This is a genomic window from Kitasatospora sp. NPDC089509, from assembly GCF_044749365.1.
Classification (GTDB): domain Bacteria; phylum Actinomycetota; class Actinomycetes; order Streptomycetales; family Streptomycetaceae; genus Kitasatospora.
Genome location: NZ_JBIVHS010000014.1, coordinates 1 through 18,746, shown reverse-complemented (window position 1 = coordinate 18,746; position 18,746 = coordinate 1). Strand labels below are relative to the sequence as shown.

Sequence of the window (18,746 nt, the reverse complement as noted above, 5' to 3'; positions counted from 1 at the left end):
GAAAACGCCCTGCCGTGCGGGCGGTTGGGGCCGACCCGCTACCGTGCCGCCATGTCCGACTACCACACCCACGCCTCCCGGGCCGAGACGATCCTCGCGCAGCTCCAGTCGAAGGTCCTCGGCATCACCCCCGAGATCCGGGTCGAGATGGCCCAGGTCGAGGCGATCCTCGCGCTCGCGGCCGCCGTCGCCGGGCGCACCGGCGCCCCGCCCCAGCCCCCGGGCCCGCAGGTCCCGCCGCCGCACCCCCCGCGCCAGCCGGCCCCGGCCCCGTTCCCGCCGCCCACCGACCAACGGTGGCCGGGCCGCTGACCGCACCCGGGCGAGGAGCCGGGTCAGGGCGATGAGCCGGGTCAGGCCGCGAACGGCGCGGGCCCCAGCCGCCCCCAGGCGACGAAGGCGGCCAGCAGGAGGTAGAGCACGTCCACCGCCGCCAACGGGTACTCCCCGCGCCGCACCCGCACCGCGGCCGCACCGGCCATCAGCAGCACCAGCCCGAGCGCGGCCAGCGGCACCAGCACCGGCGCGACGCCGAGCAGCCCCGGCAGCACCAGCCCCGCCGAGGCCAGCACTTCGACGGCGCCGATCGCCTTCACCGCGCCGGCGCCGAAGTCCTCGACCCAGCGGGCGCTCGCGCCGACGGCGGCGATCCGCGCCTTCGGCACCAGCACCTTGAAGGCGCCGCCGAGCAGGTAGGCGGCGGCCAGCAGGGCGGTGACGGTCCACAGTGCGGGGTTCATGCGTGCTCCTCGGTACGTTGTCCGCTGCTGCCCTCCAGGACAGGGCAGCAGCGCGGCCCGTGACAGCCGCCGCTGTGAGGCGCGCCACCCCGCGAGGGGCGGCGCAGAGGGAGGGGCGTTCCATGGCCGGTCCGACGGATGTGGCGGAGGCGGCCGGCTACCGGCCGCTGCTGTTCTCGATCGCCTACGGCATGACGGGCTCGGTCGGCGACGCCGAGGACCTCGTCCAGGACACGTTCCTCAACCTCACCCGCGCCGAACAGGCCGGCACCACCGTCACCAACCTCAAGGCGTACCTGACCACCTCGGTCACCCGCCTGGGCATCAACCACCTGGACTCGGCCCGGGTGCGGCGCGAGCGCTACGTCGGGGAGTGGCTGCCCGAGCCCGTGGTCGCCTTCGCCGAGCGCCCCGACGACGCCCCGGCCGAGCACGCCGAACTGGCCGACTCGCTGTCGATGGCCTTCCTGCTGATGCTGGAGGCCCTCTCCCCGGTGGAGCGGGCGGTGTTCCTGCTGCGCGAGGCCCTCGGCTACGGCTACCCGGAGGTCGCGCGGCTGACCGGCAAGTCCGAGGCCAACTGCCGTCAGATCCTCGCCCGGGCCCGCAAGCACCTGGCCGCCGGCGCCAACGCCCCTGCCGACTCCGCTGCCGACTCCGCTGCCGCGCCCGGGCGGCGCGCGGAGGGCGACGAACTCGCCCGCCGCTTCTTCGAGGTGGCCGACGGCGGGGACCTCTCCCAGCTGCTCGGCCTGCTCGCCCCCGACGTGGTCTTCCACGGCGACGGCGGCGGCAAGGGGCAGTCGGTCGGCAAGGCGGTCACCGGCCTGGAGCGCGTCCTGCGGGTGCTCGCCTTCGGCTTCGAGCGCAACCGCGAACTGGGCATCACCCGGCGCCTCGCCCTGGTCAACGGCCGCCCCGGCGCGGTCTCCTACGACCCGCAGGGGCGCGTCGTCTCCGTCCTGGAGCTGCACGTCGTCGACGGCGCGATCCGAGCCCTGCACGCCGTGTCCAACCCCGACAAGCTCGCCCACCTGGGCGAGGTCTCCGACCTGGGGCTTCGGCAGCGGCCGCGGGAGCGGTAGACATACGAATCCCGATCGGGTGAACCGCCTTCCCCCGTCGTGGCGACGGGGCCCGGCGGGGGTAACCCGTCACCTGGAGCGCAGGGCCCGTACCGGTGCGGGCCCTGCGCTCCGTGATCCCTCCCCCTCCCCCCCAGGAGTCCCCCATGCGCCTGCGCTCCCGCGCGCTGCTGGCCGTCACGGCCGGCGTGCTCGCCCTGTCCTTCGTCAACCTGTCCAGCGCCTCCGCCGCCCCCGGCTACGTGCGGATGGACCGCGCGCTGCTGCACATCGACATCGCCGACCCGAAGGCCGGGCAGTGCTACACCGGCCTCGGCGACGGCACCGAGATCACCAACTTCACCACCGGCACGATCCTGCTGTTCCCCGACAAGAACTGCACGGCGGCCATCTTCGACCCGCTCGGCGCGGGCGAGTCCCGGACCGCGAACGTCGGCAGCTTCCTGCCGCTGGACTGACGGACCGTCACCCGGCGTCGCGGGCACGGCTGCCCAGCGCCTCCAGGTTCCAGGTGATGATCCGGCGCGGGTGGACGCGGATGATGTCCTGGCTGAAGCGCCCGGGCGCCACCGGCGGCACCTCCACGGCCAGCACCTCGGCCCGGCCCCGGATCTCGACCCCGCGCCCCCACCCGGGCGCGACCGGGTCGTCGGCCGGGGCCATGTCGTCCACCAGCACCGAGACCTCGGGCCTCGCCTGGGCGTTGCGGTACTTGCGGCTGCGCGCCATCGCGGGCCCACCGATGTCGATGGTGCCGTCCTCGTTGAGCCGGAAGCCCACCGGCCGCACCTGCGGGGCGCCGTCGGGTCCGGTGGTGGCCAGCCGGGCCAGCAACTGGCCGGTGAGGTAGGCGTGTTCTGCCTCGGTGAAGATCATGCGACCGAGCCTAGGACCTCAAGCCGCCTTGAGGTCAAGGCTGCTGGGATCGGCCGTGGGCACTCGTTCGAGTGGTTTGAACATGTCGCGAAGGCCCTCGCGGCAGGGCGGCTTCTAGCGTGCCCGCATGGGTAAATTCACGACCACACACGAGTTCGCAGCAACCCCCGAGCGGGTCTGGGCACTGTTCCTGGACCGCGCCTTCAACGAGCGGTTCTACCGGGAGGAACTCGGCTTCCCGCAGTGGGAGGTCATCGAGCAGACGCAAACCGGCGAAGAGGTCACCCGGAAAGTGACGATGCAGCCGCGACGGGACCTGCCGGGGCCGGTGGCGAAGCTGCTCGGGTCGGGCTTCCGGCAGACCGAGGACGGGACGTTCGCGCCGGCGGACGGCACCGGAAAGTGGCGGCGCGTCCCCTCGACCCTGGCCGACAAGTGGCGCGAGGAGGCGGCGATCCGGATCGAACCGGTTGACGGCGGCCGGTGCCGGATGACCATCGAGTTCGCGGTGGAGATCAAGGTGTTCGGCGTCGGCGGCCTGATGGAGAGCACCCTGGAGAAGCAGCTCCGGGAGGAGTGGGACCACTTCGCGGCGGCAGTGGCCAGGGAGCTCGGCTGACACCAGCGGACGCGGTGGTCCGGCCGCCCGCCGGACCACCGCGCTCCGCGACGACGGGCAGGCGCAGCAGGGAAGTTGCGGTCACGGCAGGCGGTGCACCGGGGTGACCTCGCGCAGGTGGACGAGGACGTCGAAGGCCTCGGGGAGGGAGGCGACCGTGAGGTGTTCGGCGCGGTCGCGCTGCGGGGTGTAGACGCCGCTGATGACGCGGGCCTTGGCCGGGCCGGCCCACTCCCGGCGCGCGTCCGCCTCGCGCAGGTCGAGCCAGCGAGCGGGCAGTTCGGCCTCGCCGAGGCGGGCGTCGAGCAGGTCGGGGGCCGGGTCGGGGACGACGGCGACTCCCAGGTCGCCGTGGTGGAAGCCGATCGCCGCGCTGACGTACCGCGCACCGTAGCGCTCGCGCAGCAGGCTGCCGACGGTGGGCTGGGGGCCGCGTTCGGGGGCCACGCCGAGCACGGTCGGGGCGGCCGAGGTGTGGGCGATGCCGTCCCAGTACACGGTACGCAGGCCGGTGCGCTGCTGGGTGTCCGCGAGGGCCTCGGCCCAACTCTCGGCCTCGCCCGCGTAGTTGGCGCGGCCGGCGACGCTGTGTTCGTGGTAGGCCGCGATCAGCCGCATCCGCGCGAGCGTGTCGCCCTCGGACGTGGCGGACTCGACCAACGCGAGGGCGTCGCGGGCGTGTTCGGCGAACGGCCGGCCCGGGTGGATGCCCCGGGCCCGCTGCACATGTTCGTCCACCTCGTGGGCGGTGCGGATCGGGTCCAGGTGGGCCGCCAGCTCGGCGAGGCGCTCCGGTGCGAGGTCGCGGACGTGGGCCAGGACGGCGTCGTAGTCGGCGGGTCGGGCCTGGGCGGGCTTCACGCCGTAGATCCGGACCGGGTCGTCGGCGTGGTCGCGGTTGTACGCCCGGATCCACTCCAGGGCGGCGGCCGTCTCGGCGGTGCGCCACGGCCGCCAGGCTCCGGCGAGCGCGGTCTCGGCCGTCCCCTCGCCGTCGCGCACGTACGCGTCGAGGGCGGCGCCGACGGCGGCGTCGTCCTGGACGGCGAGGGCGCGGAAGCCGTGCTCCCGGACGAGCCGGCGGGACAGCCGGTCGCGCACCTCGGAGGTCTCCCGGGCGAAGCGGGTGGACTCCCCGATGCCCACCACCGTCGCGCCGTCGGCCAGTTGTGCGGCGATCCGGTCGAGCTCGGCGGCGGAGAGCGGGAGGGCGGCGGCGGTGTCGGCGGGGCGGCTGCTGGTTGCGGTGTCGTTCGGCATGCCGCCCAGTGTTGTAGTTGAAGTCGACTTGAGGTCAAGCACCAACTCCTTCGGGTGAAACCCCTTCACATGAGACCAAAAGACATCAAAAGAACGGTAAAACCATGCCGTTGGAACGTTCCCATCCCTTCTCTCGATGGAGATTCCCATGTTGTTGCGCACCCTGCGCCGCCCCCTGGCCGTCCCGGCGGTCCTGGCCTGCTCCGCGGCACTGCTGGGGGTGTCGGGTTCGGTGACGGCCGCCCAGGCCGACGCACCGGTGGTCGTGATCTCCGACTGGTCCGCGTCCAAGGCCGCGGCCACCGCGACCTGTCCCAGCGGCACTCAGCTGGTCGGCGGCGGCTACGACTCCCAGCCCGCGCACCTGGGCAGCGGGGCGGTGGCCGACGCGGTGAACACCAACGCCCCCTCGGCCTCGAAGCCCAACACCTGGGTGATCAAGATGGACCAGGGCAAGGCCAAGGCGATCGCCATGTGCAGCAAGGCCTCCTCCACCGCGCCCACCGTCGTCACCTCCGCCTGGTCCGCCGACAAAACGGCCGCCTACGCGACCTGCCCGAACGGCACCCAGCTGAGCGGAGGGGGCTACGACTCGCAGCCCGTGCACACCGGCAACGGCGTCAACGCCGACACCGTGGCCACCAACGGGCCCTCGGGTGCGAAGCCGAACTCCTGGGTCGTCAAGATGGACCTCGGCAAGATCCAGTCCTTCGCGATGTGCGTCCCGGACTGAGCCCGGCGGGCGCCGGCCGTGACCCGCCGAGCGTTCGAACACCGAACTGGTCTGGCAGGGGTGGTAGTTCACCCTTCCACGGGCAGGCATTCGGCGATCAGGACGGCGGGTCGGAGGCCGGTGCCGGTGGGGCAGGTCCTCGCCGTCAGCGGAACGAGCCGGGTTCAGAAGACGAAGTAGCTCCCGCCGAAGGCCTTGACGGACTGCCCGGGCTCGACCTGGGCCGTGACCGGGCCCTGGCAGTTCGCCGCCGAGTGCACCAGGACCACGGAGGTGGTGAAGTTCTCGACGGACACCGGGGAGGAGGGCACCGGGTAGCAGCCGCGCTGCGGGTTCTCGTGCGGCACGCCGTTGACCACCAGCACCCCGGTGGCCGCCTGGGCGGGGACGGCGACGGCGAACAGGCCGGCGGCGGCGAGCAGGAAGGGGGCGAAGATCCGGCGACGCATGGGGTTCCTCCCGTTGCATGGGGGCGCGCCGCCCGGCGACGGCGCCCGTACGACAGGATCTTCACGGCACCGGGCCGGATACCGCAATCGCCCGAACCGGCGACAGCACGGCCGCAGCCGAGCGCCGCGCCGGGCCGCCTCCCGCGGGTCGCCCCGCCGGCCGACGGGGTCAGCCCGTACCGCCGCCGTCGAGTCCGGCGATGACCCTGACGTCCGCTTCGGTCATGCCCAGGGCCCAGGCGACCTCCTGGACGAGCTCCGGATCCGGGTTGGTGCCTCCCCCGCGGAGCATGCGGATGGTGGACATCGATCGCTCGGTCGCCAGCGCCATCTCCCTGACCGAGATCCCGCGCAGGTCCATCAACCCGGTGAACAGCCGGGCGAACGGGTGCGGCTCCGGCCGCCCGGCGGGAACGGTGGCGGGGCCGAGGACCACGTCGCCGATCTTGGCCTGGAACCCGACCAGTCGTTCTCCCGCGAACCCGACCTTCGCGACGAAGGGCAGGCTCTCGCCACCGGAGGAGCCGACCGTGCCCGGCACGAACACCTCGACGTACGTCGACAGGAGGCCGTAGCGGCCGCGACCGGTATCCAGGGGCTTGCCCGGTTCGACGTGGTCGACCCTCCAGTCGCGGTTCCACCAGGGAAGGTCCTGCAGCACCTCGTTGAAGAAGGGGGGCAGCACGGTGATGTCCACCGGGTCCGGAGGGTTCTTCTGGCCTCCCCAGATGATGCCGGGCCAGTACCTCAGTGCCGCGATCACGTCCGCCGTCAGCGTGCGGTTGGCAAGCTCCATGCCCACACTCTCGCACCCGTTCGGCCGGGCGTTCGGGGCCCGCCGGAAGCTGGGCGCACCATAGGCTGCTTCGCATGGCAGACGAATGCTACGGGCACCCGCAACTGGCCGCCGTCTACGACCCGCTGGACCCCGACCGCCCCGACCTGGACGCCTACCTGGGCCTGGCCGAGGAGTTCGGGGCGCGCCGGGTGCTGGACATCGGCTGCGGCACGGGGGTGTTCGCGCTGCTGCTGGCCGGGCGCGGGATCGAGGTGGTCGGCGTCGATCCGGCCGCGGCCTCGGTCGAGGTGGCCCGGGCCAAGCCGGGCGGCGAGCGGGTGCAGTGGATCCACGGCGACGTCGACGAACTCCCGACGCTGCAGGTCGACTTGGCGACGATGACGGCGAACGTCGCGCAGGCGATCGCCGATCCGCAGGACTGGCGGCGCACCCTGCTAGGCGCCCGGCGGGCGCTGCGCCCGGGCGGGCACCTGGTCTTCGAGACCCGTGACCCGGCGGCCCGGGGCTGGGAGGAGTGGACCCGCGAACGCTCGCACCGGGTCACGGAGTTGGCGGGCGTGGGCGCGGTGGAGAACTGGGTGGAGCTGCTGGAGGTGCGCGGGCCGCTGGTGACGTTCCGTCAGACGTACGTGTTCGGTGCGGACGGGCAGGTGCTGACCTCGGACTCGACGCTGCGTTTCCGGGAGCGCGAGGAGGTCGAACGGGACCTGGCCGCCGCCGGGTTCGTGCTGGAGGAGGTGCGCGGCGCGCCGGACCGGCCGGGGCGGGAGCTGGTGTTCCTGGCGCGGCGGCCCTGACCGGGCAGGGGCGCCCGGCAAGGGTGTTCACGACCCCGTTCACGCCGGGCGGCCCGGCGCGCTTCGCCGGTGCCACGAACGAGCGCCGTCCGGCGCGGATGCCCGGGATAGCGTCCCGCCCATGACCACCACCTCTCCCGCAGACCCCACCGATCCCGACGTCGCCCTGGTGCTCGCCGCCTACACCGCCTACGCCCGGGGCGACATCGACGCCGCCGTCGCCGACCTGGACCCCGACGTGGACTGGGTCGAGCCCGAGGAGTTCCCCAACGGCGGTGCGCACCACGGCCGGGACGCCGTGCACAAGTACCTGAGTGCCGCGTACGCGATGTGGAGCGAGCTCGTCTCCGAGCGCACCGCGTACCGGCGCGGCGAGGAGATCGTGATCGTCCACCACATGCGCGGCGTGCAGACGGACGGCGTCCCGCTGGAGCTCACCGCCGCCGACGTGTTCACCGTCCGCGAGGGCCGGGTGGTGCGGATGCACGCCCACGCCGACCCGGCCGAGGTGCTGTAGCGCGCGCCCCGGCGGCGCGCCCCTCGTGGGAGTGATCCGGACCGGGCGTCGGCGCGGCGCCCGGCCGGAGAGGGCTGGCCTTCCGGTAGGCATGGGCGGGCGGCCGGGTTCGTGGGCGAAGGATGCCCGCGCCCGGTCGTCAACTCCACGCCCGCCGAAAGGATCGACCGACCATGAATCTGGTACGACGAGCGGCCGCCGCCGGCTGCACCCTCGCCCTCGCCCTGGGCGGTGCCGTCGCCCTCGCCCCGGCCGCGCACGCCCTGCCGGGAACGTGCTTCGCCGACGTGATGTACCACATCAAGATCCGTGACGGGCAGGCCATCGAGCGCGCCTGCAGGATCGGCGAGGCCGGCACCGAGGAGGCGATCCGGGAGTGCGTCTCGGAGATGACGCGCCACGACGTCGGCGCCGAGCTCGCAGCCGAGGCCTGCAGCCTGGCCTCCAAGCCGTACCGCGTCCCCGGGCAGTCGTAGCACCCCCACCGCACAGCGCGGGAAGTCGGACGGGCCGACTTCCCGCGCTTTCGCATGTCAGGGCCCGGTGGCTCGTTTCCCGGCCCGGCGTGAATCGTTGATCGCTGTACGAACCGCTGTACCACCTACCGACGATCACGCCCCTCCCCCACAGGGCCGCAACGGAGAGCCCTCCCATGCCCGTTCGCCCCTGGCGCGCGGCGGCCGCGGCCGCCCTGCCGCTGTTCCTGCTGCTGGCCGCTCCGCACGCCGTGGCGGAGCCGGCCGCGTATACCCTGCGCAACGCCCGCACCGGCACCTGTCTGCACCACACCTTCGGCACCGCCCAGGTGCGGCTGGAGCCGTGCGAGGCGGTGCCCGAGCAGCGGTGGCAGCTGCGCCCGATGGGGACGTCGGTCAACGTGGCGGACTTCGACCCGGAGAAGAACGCCTGGGGCTGCGTAGCCATCGGCGACAACTGGACCATCCGTTACGGCCAGTGCCGCGCCACCGAGTCGGCGTGGCGCATCCCGGAGGACGACGGCCGCTCCCGGGTCCGCTCGGCCTCGGACCTCAACGACAACGACCTCTACCTGACGGAGACCCAGGAGGGCCTTCTCGGCGCCCAGCCCGGCGGCACCACCCCCTCCGCGGACTGGGTCGTCACCGAGGCGCCGTGAAGGCCCGGTGCCGGTCCCGTGACAGCGGGGACAGCGGGCTGCCGGTGGGGCGTGAGCGGCGCACGGAACCCTGGGGACCACACCGAGCACAACCACCGGGAGCCCGTCATGCCCTCCTCCTCCACACTCCGCACCCCGCCGTGGGACGTCCACCGCCTGCCCCGGGCCGACGGCCGGGTCGTCCTGGTCACCGGCGGCAACGCGGGCATCGGCTACTTCGTCGCCGAGCAGCTGGCCGGCGCCGGGGCCGTCGTCGTCCTGGGCAGCCGTGACCGCGCGAAGGCCGGGGCCGCGATGGCCTCGATCGGCGCGCGGGTGCCCGGCGCCCGGGTGCGGCACCTGCCGCTGGACCTGGCCGACCCGGCCTCCGTCGCGGCAGCCCCCCACGCGCTCACCCTGGAGCGCCTCGACGCGGTCGTCCACAACGCGGGCATCGCGTTCGACCACCCGCCGCGCCGCACGGACGCGCACGGCCACGAGCTGATGTTCGCCACCAACCACCTGGGCCACTTCGCCCTGACCCACCACCTCGCCCCGCTGCTCCAAGCCACCCCGGGCAGCCGGGTCGTCACCACCGGCAGCTTCGCCGCCAAGTCGGAGCGCCTGGATCTGGCCGACCTGCAGAGCGCCCGCGACTACCGGCCCAAGCGCGCCTACGCCCGCTCCAAGCTGGCCCAGATGCTGTTCGCCGTCGAGCTCGACCGCCGACTGCACGCCGCCGGCAGCACCACGCTGAGCATCCTGGTCCACCCCGGCGGCGCGCTGGACGCCCTCACCCCCGCGCGCCCGCACCTGCCCGCCCCCGCCACCGGCCGGCGCCTGGCCCACCTGCCGCTCGCCCTGGCCGTCCAGGGCAAGGACGCCGCCGCCTGGCCCGCCGTGCGGGCGGTGCTCGACCCGGGGGTGCGCGGCGGCCCGGTGCTGTGGGGCCCCCGGGCGTTCGGGCTGCGCGGCGAGCCGCGGCCCGAGCCGCTGTGGGAGCACCTGGCCGACCCGGTCACGGCGGCCCGGCTGTGGGAGGCGAGCCGCGAACTGACCGGCTGCGAGCCGGTGTTCTGACCGTACGGACCGGGCTCAGGCAGCCGCGTCGACCAGGGCCTGGAGCAGGCGCTGCGGGTCCTCGGCGAGGCGGTTGCAGACGTAGAGCCACCACTCGGTGCCGAAGACGACGTACTCGCGGGTGGGGTGGCCGCGCTCGGCCATCGCGTCGAGACGGTCGGGCCCGAGACCGAGGAGGGTCTCGAACTCCCAGGCGGCGCCCTCCCGTTGCCTGTCGCCGAGGTGGTGGTCGATGCGGTCGATCAGGTCCCGGTCGTGGGTGGCGAAGGAGCACAGGTGGCCCGAGTCGGCCAGCTGCCGCGCGTACGTCAGGTAGGCGGTGGTCAGGGCCGGGGCCTCGCGCGGGAGGGCGATGCTCTCCGGTTCGAGGAAGGCGCCCTTGACCAGGCGGATCCGGCCGGGCCGGGTGAGCAGTTCCGGCAGGTCGTCCGCGGTGCGGTGCAGGCGGGCCTGGACGGTGACGCCCACGTGGTCGAAGCGCTCGCCCAGCGTGCGGTGCAGGTCCAGTACGGCGTCGGTGCGGTCGGAGCCCTCGGCCGAGATCATCATCTCCCGTCCGGTGGCGGCGGTGGCCTCGGCGATGCGGGTGGCGTTGGCCAGGGCGAGGCCGGGGTCGACGGCGAGGCCGATGTGGGACAGGTCGAGGGAGATCGAGCACCCGGGCGGCAGGAGGCGGGCGGCGGCGAGGAAGGTGTCGGTCTCCTCGACGGCCCGCTGCGCATCGCGGCAGCTCTCGCCCATGTACTCGACGTTGACGCGGTGGCCGGCGGCCTGGATCCGGTGTGCGCGCTCGACGGCCTCGGGGAGGGTCGCGCCGGCCACGTACCGGCGGGCGACCTTGCGGGCCACCGGGCCCAGCACCGGGTCGGCGGGGATGCGCCACTTCAGTTCCTCGTCGAGCGCCAGGGTGCGCAGGACCTGGGCCGCCTGTGCGGAGAGGTCGGGGTCGTTGGTGTTCAGGGTCATCGGGGTGCCTGGCCGTTCGCGTGGTGCTGGTGGGAGACGCCTGCGAGCCTGCCAGGGCGGGGGCACCCGCCGGGAGTGGCAGGAACGACCGGTAGGCTGCAATTCCTGCCACCACCGTGCGAAGGGAAAGGGGAAGCCGTGCTCCGCGATGTCGCCGTGCTCGCCCTCCCCGGCGCCCACGCCTTCGAACTGGGCGTGTTCTGCGAGGTCTTCGGCATCGACCGCAGCGACGACGCGCTCCCCCGCTACGACTTCGCCCTCGTCTCGGCGACCGGCGCCGACGTCCCGATGCGGCACGGCTTCGAGGTGCGGACCCGGTACGGCCCGGACCGGCTGGCCTCCGCGGACCTCATCTGCGTCCCGGCCTACGACCCGCAGCTGCGCCAGCCGCAGCGCCTGGCCGAGGAGCTGCGGGCCGCCGTCGAGCGCGGCGCCCGCGTGCTGAGCATCTGCACCGGGGCGTTCCTGCTCGGCGCGGCCGGACTGCTGGACGGGCGGCGCTGCACCACCCACTGGCGCTACACCGACGAACTCGCCCGCCGCCACCCGCTGGCCCGGGTCGAGTCGGACGTGCTCTACGTCGACGAGGACCCGGTCTTCACCGGCGCCGGCACCGCCGCCGGCGTCGACACCTGCCTCCATCTGGTCCGCAAGGAGCACGGCAGCGCCGTCGCCAACGCGATCGCCCGCCGCATGGTCGCACCCCCGCACCGCGACGGCGGGCAGCGCCAGTACCGCGAACGCCCGCTCCCCCGCCCCGGGACGGGTTCGCTGGCCCCCGTGCTGGCCTGGATCGAGGCCAACCTCGACCAGGAGCTGACCGTCGAGGCGATGGCCCGCCACGCCCACCTGTCCCCGCGCACCTTCGCCCGCCGCTTCCGCCAGGAGACCGGCACCACCCCGCTGCAGTGGCTCACCGGGCAGCGCGTCCTGCTCGCCCAGTACCACCTGGAGACCACGGACGAGCCGATCGCCGCCGTCGCCCACCGCACCGGCTTCGGCAGCATCGACACCCTGCGCCACCACTTCGCCCGCCGCCTGGGCACCACCCCGCAGGCCTACCGGCGCACCTTCGCAGCCCCGCCCGCCGCGAACTGACCGGCTGCGGGCCGGTGTTCCGACTCCTCGTAGGCTGGGGTCGGACACGCAACCGGGAACAGTGCGGCAGGGAGCGGCGATGACGGACGACGGCGCAGGTCCCCGCGAGCTGCTCGCGGCGTTCCACCGGGCGATGGTGGACTTCTCGGCCGACGAGCTGGCCGAACTGCACGCCGAGGACGCGGTGTACGAGTTCCCGCTGCTGACGCCCGGCCGGCCGGAGCGCTACCGGGGCCGGGCGGAGATCCGGGCGGGCTTCGGCGCCGCCTGGGCCGGCGCCCCGGTGCGGGTCGAGGAGATCCGCGACGTCGTCGTCCACGAGACGACGGACCCGGAGGTGATCGTCGCCGAGCAGCGGGCGGCGGCCGTGGTCACCGGGACGGGCCACGCGTTCACGCTGCCGTTCCTGCTCGTGCTGCGGGTGCGCGCGGGCCGGATCGTTCATGTCCGGGACTACGCCGACGCGTTGCGCGGCGCGTACGAGCTGGGCCGGCTCGGCGCGGTCGTGGAGGCGCTCACGGGGTCGCGGTAGCCGGGCCGGTACGGCCACCCGACAATATTGCGGTGAGCGCCCGTACGCCCCCTGCTACGGTGCGCACCATGTCTGCCGTGATCAGGAAGTTCCAAGTCACCTTCGACGCCGCGGAGCCGGAGCGCCTGGGCCGCTTCTGGTGCGAGGTGCTGGGGTACACCGCTCCGCCGCCGAAGGGCTTCGACAGCTGGGAGGACTTCCGGCAGTCCGAGCCCGAGGACAAGCGGGGCTCCTGGTTCGCCCTCACCGACCCGTCCGGCGAGGGCCCGCGGATCTACATCCAGCGCGTCCCCGAGGGCAGGACCGCCAAGAACCGGCTGCACCTGGACGTGCGGGTGGGCACCGGCCTGGTGGGCGAGGAGCGCCTCGCCGTGCTGGAGGCGGAGGCCACCCGGCTGGAGGCCCTCGGCGCGGTGCGGGTGCAGGTGCTGTACGACGGCACGGATTCGTGCATCTCGATGCAGGACATCGAGGGCAACGAGTTCTGCGTCGACTGAGTCGGCCGAACTGCCGGGCCGTAGGATCCGGTTGGTATGACGACCGTCATAGTCACCCTCGCCGTGGCCTTCTTCGGATACCTAGCGACCTACGTCAACAACCTGCGCCTGTCGCAGCGCGAACGGCGCCTGGAGCGGGTCAACCGCCAACTGGCCGAGCTGTACGGCCCGCTCCTCGCGCTCGTCGAGGCCAACCACCGCGCCTACCGCGCCTTCACCGAGCTCCACCCCCGTGACGACGGCCGCAACCTCTTCCAGCACCGCCCCGACCGGCCGGGCGACCGGCCCCCCACCGGGGAGGAGCTGGCGGAGTGGCGGAAGTGGGTGGAGGCGATCATCCTGCCCAACCAGCGGGCCGTGCGGGAGGTGCTCACCACCAAGGCGGACCTCCTGATCGGACCCGAGATGCCGGGCGTCCTGCTGGAGTTGTACGTCTTCACCGCCGTCGACGAGGTCGAGTTCCCCCGGCAGTGGGCCGAGGGCACCCGCCGCGAACTGCGGCAGGAGTATCCCGTGGGCGCCATGACCCGCTACGTCCGCGACTGCTTCGACCACCTCAAGGGCCAGCAGGCGAAACTCCTCGGCCACCGGGACCGGGCGTTCCCCGGCCCCCGCCCACCGGCCTCGAACACCTGAACTCCCCTGCCCGGAAGGGACATCCGCCGCGATTCCCGGCATCATCGGGGCCCCGGCGGGGAAGCCAACGGATCATGGATTCCCTATCGCGGCAGCAGTTCCACATGCCCTTCGAAGCCCGCCTCAACCCGCACCTCGACCGGGCCCGCGCCCACACCCGGCAGTGGGCCCGGAAGATGGGCATGTTCGACGCCAAGTACGTGCAGTGGCCCGGCCGGTGGAGCGAGGAGAAGTTCGAGCAGGCCGACTTCCCGCTGTTCATCGCACTGACCCACCCGGACGCCGACGCCCGCGAGCTGGAGGTGGTGACGGACTGGCACGTCGCCCTCTGGTTCGTCGACGACCTCTTCCTGCCGCTCTACCGCCGCGGCCACGACCGGGCCTCGGCCGGCGCCCAGGTGGAGCGGCTGATGCAGTTCCTGCCGCTGGACGGACTGCCGCGCCCGCTGATCCCGGACAACCCGGTCGAGCGGGCCTTCGCCGACCTGTGGACCGGCACCGCGGCGACCATGAGCCCGCTGTGGCGCGAACGGTTCACCGCCAGCGTGCGGCGCTTCCTGGAGGGGGTGCTGTGGGAGCTGGAGCACGTCGACCACGCCGTCGCCGACCTGATCGAATACCTGGGCGCGCGACGGGACTTCGGCGGCCTGCAGTTCACCGCGATCCTGATGGAGCACGGGCTCGGCGAGCTGCACCCGGAGCTGCTGCGCGACCGGGGTGTGCGCACCGCCGTCGACGCGTTCGTGGACGGCGTCAGCCTGCACAACGACATCGTGTCCTACGACCGGGAGGTGGAGGAGGGCACGGTCGGCAACAACGGCGTGGAGGTCGCCCGCGTGGCGCTCGGACTGGGCCGGGGCGAGGCCACCACCCTGATCGACGACCTGCTCACCGCCCGGGTCGACACCCTGGCCGCCGCCCCGGCGGCCGTACCGGTGGGGGCCGTGCCGTTCGTCGAGGCCCTCCAGGAGGCGCTGGCGGGCTCCTACCGCTGGCACGAACTGACCGGCCGCTTCGGCACGACGGCGGCGGCCGGGCCGCTCGGGGGGCCCAGCGGGCTGGGCACCTCCGCGGTCTACGCCTTCTCCGCGGCGGGACGGCGATGACCGTGAGGACGCCCCCTGTTCGCGGGCGGAGTCGGCCATCCCGGCGGTTGTTCGTGTAGGCGTCACAGGTACGGCCCGGCCGCCCGCGGTGATCCGCGGGCGGCCGTGGTTTTCCCTCCGGCGGCCCGGCGGCTCCGGCCTCAGGACCGGCGGCCGGCCAGTGCCGGGGGCACCGGGGACTCCTGGAGCGGCTGCCGGGCGGGGCGCGCGCGGGTGAACCACCAGGCCAGCAGGAGGTTGGGCACCCAGCACAGCCAGGCGATCACCATGTAGGAGGTACGGAAGTCCAGGTGGGCCGCCTGGCCGACCGGCAGCATCAACCGCAGGGTGACGGCGGCGAAGGTGAGCGCGAAGCTGCGGATCATCCAGCGGCGGTGGTCCTCCACCCGGCGGTGCAGGATCATCCGCAGTCCGGTGCCGCCGGTGATCAGCCAGGCCACGCCCAGGCCGGCGAAGCCGAGTTGGGCGACCGGCCCGCCGTAGGCGAGGGGCGCCAGCAGCAGCGCGCCGATCCCGCCGACCAGGCAGCCCAGCAGGTACCCGCGGCCGATGCGGCGGTGCCAGCGCGGCGAGCGCCGGCGCAGCCGGGCGGAGAACTGCCAGGGCCCGAGGGCCAGGGCGGTGATCGCGCCGAAGATGTGGATGTAGAGGGGGAGTTCGTGGGCCAGGTAGGTGGCGCGTTGGTTGCCGGAGAAGGTGTCCGGGTTGAAGGTCAGGTACCTGGCGGAGATGAGGACGACCAGTGCGGAGAGCACGGTCATGACGGCCCAGCCGGCCCGAGTGATGCTGCGCATGTCCCGAGTCTCGGCCGCCCCGACGGCGGCGGGCATCCGGGCGAACCCTGAGGCGGACCCCGAAAGAACCCTCAATTTCCTTGCAGGGTAAGGGAGTTAAGGGTATAGGCAGAATCCTGCTGGTCAGCGCCATGGGGATATCCCCCCGATCGGCCCTGGAGCGCGCCCCAGTGCGCTCCAGGGCCCTGGTCTTTCAGTCGGGGCGTTGGCCGTGTTGGAGGATGGGCAGGGTGCGGCCGGCGAGTGCTTCAGTGACGCGGGCTGCCTGGGAGGGGGCCATGTGGCGCGGGAGTTCGCGCACGGGCACGAAGCGGGCGCCGTGCAGGCGGCTGCGGTGCTGGGGCGGGACGGTGACGGGGTGTTCGTCGCGCACGGTGCCGCCGTCGAAGACCAGGGCCAGGCGTTCGAGGTTGCGGTCGGCGGGGTTGTAGTCCAGGGCCGTGACGTGGGTCAGGCGCGCGATGATGCCGGTCTGGGCGTGCAGGTGGCGGGCGGCGGCGCGGTGCGGGGGCTCGTTGGCCTTGCCGGGGCCGCCGGGCATGATCATGCCGTCCAGGTAGTCGGGGTCCACGAGGAGGACGTCACCGCGCTGGTTGCGCAGCAGGACGAGGCAGCCGAGGCGGCAGATGGGGGGCTTGGCGAGCAGTCGGGGGTCGTGCACGGGGGGTTCACTTTCTGAGGGCGTACAGCAGGACGAGGGCGAAGCAGGCCCACCAGAGGATGCGGGCGAGGAGTTCAGTCGTCATAGGTGAGGCGCTCGTAGCGCAGGCCCTTGCGCAGCAGGTCGACGATGCGCAGCAGGTCGAGGGGGCGGGCGGTGAGGTGGAGCAGGTACTCGCAGGACTGGCGGCCGGTGTCCCAGTCCACTTCGAGGGTGGGGAGTTGGACGCGGCCCAGGGCGAGGACGGTGGTGAGGTCGTCCAGGACGGCGGCGGCCTGGCGGCGCTGCTCGGCGGTGATGCGGGAGAGGGTCACTGCTCCCCCGGGCGGTGGTGGACCTCGAAGCAACGCCAGGCCGTGAAGGCATCGTTGAAGGAGGAGTAGCGGGCGCGGTCGCCGGTGGCGGCGTCGAGCAGCCACTCCCCGGTCGTCTCGTTGCGGACCCGGTAGCACCGGGCGCCGGTGTCCCAGAGGACGCCGTAGCCGTGGAGGCGGGGGACTTGGGCATGGGCCATGGGAATAGAACTCTCTGCGACGGGAGTTTCACGTTCTGTTGCACATGGTGGCCCGACGCCCCCTAGCATCGGAAGCGACCTGCTACATGCCTCGGGGTTCCTTGGAAGTTGAGGACTGCCATGAACAAGAAGAAGATTGACCCGGAGTCGAGCCCGTGGGCCCCCTTCGGGATCCAACTTCGCAACTTCCGCGAGGCCAGGGACCTGCTGCAGGAGGAGCTCGCGCCGCTCCTGGAGTGCTCCGCCTCGCACCTCTCCTACATCGAACTTGCGCACCGGCCGCCGAGTCGCAAGCTCGCTGAACTGGCGGACATCGCACTCGACACCGGCGGCACCATGCTGCTGATGTGGTATCAGCTGAAGAACGCGGCGATCCTGGAGGGCTTCCCGGAGTACGCGCGCTACGAAGCTCTCGCCGAACAAATCAGGATCTTCGAGATCAACCTCATCGCCGGGCTTCTGCAGACCAGGGCCTACGCAACGGCGATCCAGATGGGCGATGTCCGGCAAGGCGGTTCGACCCACAAACTCGCCGAAGATCGCATCGCATTCCGGCTTGCCCGTCAGCGAGTCCTCGAACGGACTCCCCCTCCGCTCGTCCATGTAGTGCTGGACGAGAGCTGCCTCAGGCGGGTGATCGGGGGACGCGACGTCATGATTGAACAGTTGCTGCACCTTGAACAACTGGCCACCCGCCCCAACATCGTCATCCAGGTGGCGCCATTCAGCCTGGGCGAGAACAGACCGTTTACGCAGGCAACGCATCTCCTTACCATGCAGAACCGCAAAGTTCTCGCTTACGGAGAAACTGAGCAGCGTGGCTACATCGACCGCGACACCAAGTCAGTTGCCGCACTGGACAGCAGTTACGATCGGCTTGCGATCGAAGCCCACGGCCGGGCTGATTCGCTGGCTTTCATGCGTGCAGTGAGAAGGGATCTGGAGTGGATGTCGACCTGACCGAGGCTTCCTGGCGGAAGAGTTCGTACAGCGGCGCGAACGGCGGCGCTTGCGTCGAAGTCGCTGACGACTTCGCCGGCGTCATGCCCGTCCGCGACTCCAAGGACCCCTCCGGCCCCGCCCTGATCTTCTCCGCCACCGCCTGGCAGTCCTTCGTCACCGCCGTCCGCTCCGGCGAATTCGTCTCCCGCTGAGCGCACTTGACGGCCCCGCCACCCCTCCCCCGGGGTGGCGGGGCCATGCGTAGGAGATCGGTGAGCTTCACCAGGCGCAACGCGGCCCCTGGCACAACGTGAAGATCAAGCGTCGATCTCTTCCCTGACCGGGGACTACGATCACTTGCTGATCGAGGCCATGAATCGGGCCGACTCAGTCGCAAAGTTCCGCTCGGTACGGAGGAACCTCGAATGGATGTCAACCTGACTCGCGCGTCCTGGCGGAAGAGTACGTTCAGTGGCGGAGGCGGCGGGAATTGCGTCGAGGTCGCTGACAACTTCGCCGGCGTCATGCCAGTCCGCGACTCCAAGGACCCCTCCGGCCCCGCCCTGATCTTCTCCGCCACCGCCTGGCAGTCCTTCGTCACCGCCGTCCGCACCGGCGAATTCGACACCCGCTGACCCCAGTTCATGGCCCCGCCACCCCTCCCCGGGGTGGCGGGGCCATGCCATTACCAGACGCAGGTGATCTTCGGCAAACGACCTTGCGTGATTACCCGACCGCACGGTGTGCTTGCTCGGGCGGGGCCGAGGGGCGGTCCCTGACGAGGAGTCAACACCCATGAAGATCCCGGTCACCACTGACATTGATGCTGATACTCGGGTTCCGGTGGTCGTGGCTCTGCCACTGACTGACGCCCTGCTGGGCTGTCCTCGGGTTGTTCTGTCCGGCTGCCGGGACCTGTTCTCATGGCTCC

At 72.5% G+C, this 18,746-nt stretch carries 28 protein-coding genes; 18 read left to right on the top strand and 10 right to left on the bottom strand.

Going from position 1 to position 18,746, the window contains the following annotated elements:
- Positions 1-51: 51 nt before the first annotated feature.
- Positions 52-312, top strand: a complete 261-nt coding sequence (locus ACIP4P_RS26335; protein ID WP_400922389.1) for a hypothetical protein — start codon at positions 52-54, stop codon at positions 310-312.
- Between the two features lie 41 nt (positions 313-353).
- On the opposite strand, the gene ACIP4P_RS26330 is transcribed toward ACIP4P_RS26335, so the two are convergent.
- Positions 354-740, bottom strand: coding sequence for a DoxX family protein (locus tag ACIP4P_RS26330; RefSeq protein ID WP_400922387.1), 387 nt, complete (start codon positions 738-740; stop codon positions 354-356).
- 122 nt (positions 741-862) lie between these two features.
- Here ACIP4P_RS26330 and sigJ point away from each other — a divergent pair, with 122 nt between their 5' ends.
- Complete coding sequence (gene sigJ / locus ACIP4P_RS26325) at positions 863-1,825, top strand: RNA polymerase sigma factor SigJ (RefSeq protein WP_400922386.1); 963 nt, start codon at positions 863-865, stop codon at positions 1,823-1,825.
- Positions 1,826-1,971: 146 nt separating this feature from the next.
- A complete protein-coding gene (locus tag ACIP4P_RS26320; RefSeq protein ID WP_400922384.1) occupies positions 1,972-2,283 on the top strand; it encodes a hypothetical protein in 312 nt (103 codons plus the stop codon).
- 7 nt (positions 2,284-2,290) lie between these two features.
- Here the strand turns inward: ACIP4P_RS26320 and ACIP4P_RS26315 are convergent, their stop codons facing one another.
- A complete protein-coding gene (locus tag ACIP4P_RS26315) occupies positions 2,291-2,701 on the bottom strand; it encodes a PPOX class F420-dependent oxidoreductase (RefSeq protein ID WP_400922381.1) in 411 nt (136 codons plus the stop codon).
- Between the two features lie 127 nt (positions 2,702-2,828).
- Between ACIP4P_RS26315 and ACIP4P_RS26310 the strand changes: the two genes are divergently transcribed.
- The gene (locus ACIP4P_RS26310; RefSeq protein WP_400922379.1) at positions 2,829-3,320 is read left to right on the top strand and encodes a DUF2505 family protein; all 492 of its coding nucleotides are present in this window, start codon (positions 2,829-2,831) and stop codon (positions 3,318-3,320) included.
- Positions 3,321-3,401: 81 nt separating this feature from the next.
- Here ACIP4P_RS26310 and ACIP4P_RS26305 read toward each other — a convergent pair whose 3' ends face one another.
- Complete coding sequence (locus tag ACIP4P_RS26305; RefSeq protein ID WP_400922377.1) at positions 3,402-4,580, bottom strand: erythromycin esterase family protein; 1,179 nt, start codon at positions 4,578-4,580, stop codon at positions 3,402-3,404.
- Between the two features lie 148 nt (positions 4,581-4,728).
- On the opposite strand from ACIP4P_RS26305, the gene ACIP4P_RS26300 reads away from it, so the two are divergent.
- A complete protein-coding gene (locus ACIP4P_RS26300) occupies positions 4,729-5,313 on the top strand; it encodes a hypothetical protein (protein WP_400922374.1) in 585 nt (194 codons plus the stop codon).
- Positions 5,314-5,477: 164 nt separating this feature from the next.
- Here ACIP4P_RS26300 and ACIP4P_RS26295 read toward each other — a convergent pair whose 3' ends face one another.
- Both ACIP4P_RS26295 and ACIP4P_RS26290 read right to left on the bottom strand, forming a co-directional pair.
- Entirely contained in the window at positions 5,478-5,762 is a 285-nt protein-coding gene (locus ACIP4P_RS26295; RefSeq protein ID WP_400922372.1) for a hypothetical protein, read from the bottom strand.
- 169 nt (positions 5,763-5,931) lie between these two features.
- Complete coding sequence (locus tag ACIP4P_RS26290; protein WP_400922370.1) at positions 5,932-6,558, bottom strand: XRE family transcriptional regulator; 627 nt, start codon at positions 6,556-6,558, stop codon at positions 5,932-5,934.
- Positions 6,559-6,632: 74 nt separating this feature from the next.
- Here ACIP4P_RS26290 and ACIP4P_RS26285 point away from each other — a divergent pair, with 74 nt between their 5' ends.
- From ACIP4P_RS26285 to ACIP4P_RS26265, 5 genes are all read left to right on the top strand, one after another.
- Positions 6,633-7,358, top strand: a complete 726-nt coding sequence (locus ACIP4P_RS26285; RefSeq protein WP_400922368.1) for a class I SAM-dependent methyltransferase — start codon at positions 6,633-6,635, stop codon at positions 7,356-7,358.
- A 121-nt stretch (positions 7,359-7,479) separates the two neighbouring features.
- Positions 7,480-7,875: a nuclear transport factor 2 family protein gene (locus ACIP4P_RS26280; RefSeq protein ID WP_400922366.1), complete on the top strand. Its 396-nt coding sequence runs from the start codon at positions 7,480-7,482 to the stop codon at positions 7,873-7,875.
- A gap of 173 nt (positions 7,876-8,048) precedes the next feature.
- Positions 8,049-8,351 (top strand): hypothetical protein, encoded by a 303-nt coding sequence (locus ACIP4P_RS26275; RefSeq protein ID WP_400922364.1) that lies wholly within the window; start codon positions 8,049-8,051, stop codon positions 8,349-8,351.
- A gap of 176 nt (positions 8,352-8,527) precedes the next feature.
- Positions 8,528-9,010, top strand: a complete 483-nt coding sequence (locus ACIP4P_RS26270) for a hypothetical protein (protein WP_400922362.1) — start codon at positions 8,528-8,530, stop codon at positions 9,008-9,010.
- A 108-nt stretch (positions 9,011-9,118) separates the two neighbouring features.
- Positions 9,119-10,069, top strand: coding sequence for an SDR family NAD(P)-dependent oxidoreductase (locus ACIP4P_RS26265; protein ID WP_400922360.1), 951 nt, complete (start codon positions 9,119-9,121; stop codon positions 10,067-10,069).
- A 15-nt stretch (positions 10,070-10,084) separates the two neighbouring features.
- Here the strand turns inward: ACIP4P_RS26265 and ACIP4P_RS26260 are convergent, their stop codons facing one another.
- Positions 10,085-11,035, bottom strand: coding sequence for a proline dehydrogenase family protein (locus ACIP4P_RS26260; RefSeq protein ID WP_400922358.1), 951 nt, complete (start codon positions 11,033-11,035; stop codon positions 10,085-10,087).
- A 138-nt stretch (positions 11,036-11,173) separates the two neighbouring features.
- On the opposite strand from ACIP4P_RS26260, the gene ACIP4P_RS26255 reads away from it, so the two are divergent.
- The 5 genes from ACIP4P_RS26255 to ACIP4P_RS26235 all read left to right on the top strand — a co-directional run bounded on the left by ACIP4P_RS26255 (position 11,174) and on the right by ACIP4P_RS26235 (position 14,904).
- Entirely contained in the window at positions 11,174-12,133 is a 960-nt protein-coding gene (locus ACIP4P_RS26255; protein ID WP_400922356.1) for a GlxA family transcriptional regulator, read from the top strand.
- Between the two features lie 79 nt (positions 12,134-12,212).
- Positions 12,213-12,665: a nuclear transport factor 2 family protein gene (locus tag ACIP4P_RS26250; RefSeq protein ID WP_400922354.1), complete on the top strand. Its 453-nt coding sequence runs from the start codon at positions 12,213-12,215 to the stop codon at positions 12,663-12,665.
- 68 nt (positions 12,666-12,733) lie between these two features.
- Positions 12,734-13,162 carry a VOC family protein gene (locus tag ACIP4P_RS26245; protein ID WP_400922352.1) on the top strand — a complete coding sequence of 143 codons (429 nt, stop codon included), beginning with the start codon at positions 12,734-12,736 and terminating at the stop codon, positions 13,160-13,162.
- A gap of 36 nt (positions 13,163-13,198) precedes the next feature.
- On the top strand, positions 13,199-13,798 hold the full coding sequence (locus tag ACIP4P_RS26240; RefSeq protein WP_400922350.1) for a hypothetical protein: 600 nt from the start codon (positions 13,199-13,201) through the stop codon (positions 13,796-13,798).
- Between the two features lie 74 nt (positions 13,799-13,872).
- Complete coding sequence (locus ACIP4P_RS26235) at positions 13,873-14,904, top strand: terpene synthase (RefSeq protein ID WP_350517838.1); 1,032 nt, start codon at positions 13,873-13,875, stop codon at positions 14,902-14,904.
- Between the two features lie 140 nt (positions 14,905-15,044).
- Here the strand turns inward: ACIP4P_RS26235 and ACIP4P_RS26230 are convergent, their stop codons facing one another.
- The 4 genes from ACIP4P_RS26230 to ACIP4P_RS26215 form a co-directional block, all read right to left on the bottom strand.
- Positions 15,045-15,698 (bottom strand): DUF2306 domain-containing protein, encoded by a 654-nt coding sequence (locus tag ACIP4P_RS26230; RefSeq protein ID WP_400922348.1) that lies wholly within the window; start codon positions 15,696-15,698, stop codon positions 15,045-15,047.
- Positions 15,699-15,891: 193 nt separating this feature from the next.
- Positions 15,892-16,359: an NUDIX domain-containing protein gene (locus tag ACIP4P_RS26225; RefSeq protein WP_400922346.1), complete on the bottom strand. Its 468-nt coding sequence runs from the start codon at positions 16,357-16,359 to the stop codon at positions 15,892-15,894.
- A 74-nt stretch (positions 16,360-16,433) separates the two neighbouring features.
- Complete coding sequence (locus ACIP4P_RS26220; RefSeq protein ID WP_350517842.1) at positions 16,434-16,673, bottom strand: hypothetical protein; 240 nt, start codon at positions 16,671-16,673, stop codon at positions 16,434-16,436.
- Positions 16,670-16,873, bottom strand: coding sequence for a hypothetical protein (locus ACIP4P_RS26215; RefSeq protein WP_400922343.1), 204 nt, complete (start codon positions 16,871-16,873; stop codon positions 16,670-16,672). The genes ACIP4P_RS26220 and ACIP4P_RS26215 overlap by 4 nt, the downstream gene beginning before the upstream one ends.
- Positions 16,874-16,993: 120 nt before the next feature.
- On the opposite strand from ACIP4P_RS26215, the gene ACIP4P_RS26210 reads away from it, so the two are divergent.
- The 3 genes from ACIP4P_RS26210 (at position 16,994) to ACIP4P_RS26200 (ending at position 18,450) form a co-directional block, all read left to right on the top strand.
- Positions 16,994-17,833 carry a Scr1 family TA system antitoxin-like transcriptional regulator gene (locus ACIP4P_RS26210; RefSeq protein WP_400922341.1) on the top strand — a complete coding sequence of 280 codons (840 nt, stop codon included), beginning with the start codon at positions 16,994-16,996 and terminating at the stop codon, positions 17,831-17,833.
- Positions 17,818-18,027, top strand: coding sequence for a DUF397 domain-containing protein (locus ACIP4P_RS26205; protein ID WP_400922339.1), 210 nt, complete (start codon positions 17,818-17,820; stop codon positions 18,025-18,027). Before ACIP4P_RS26210 ends, ACIP4P_RS26205 begins: the two co-directional genes overlap by 16 nt.
- A 213-nt stretch (positions 18,028-18,240) precedes the next feature.
- On the top strand, positions 18,241-18,450 hold the full coding sequence (locus ACIP4P_RS26200; RefSeq protein WP_400922336.1) for a DUF397 domain-containing protein: 210 nt from the start codon (positions 18,241-18,243) through the stop codon (positions 18,448-18,450).
- Positions 18,451-18,746 lie beyond the last annotated feature (296 nt).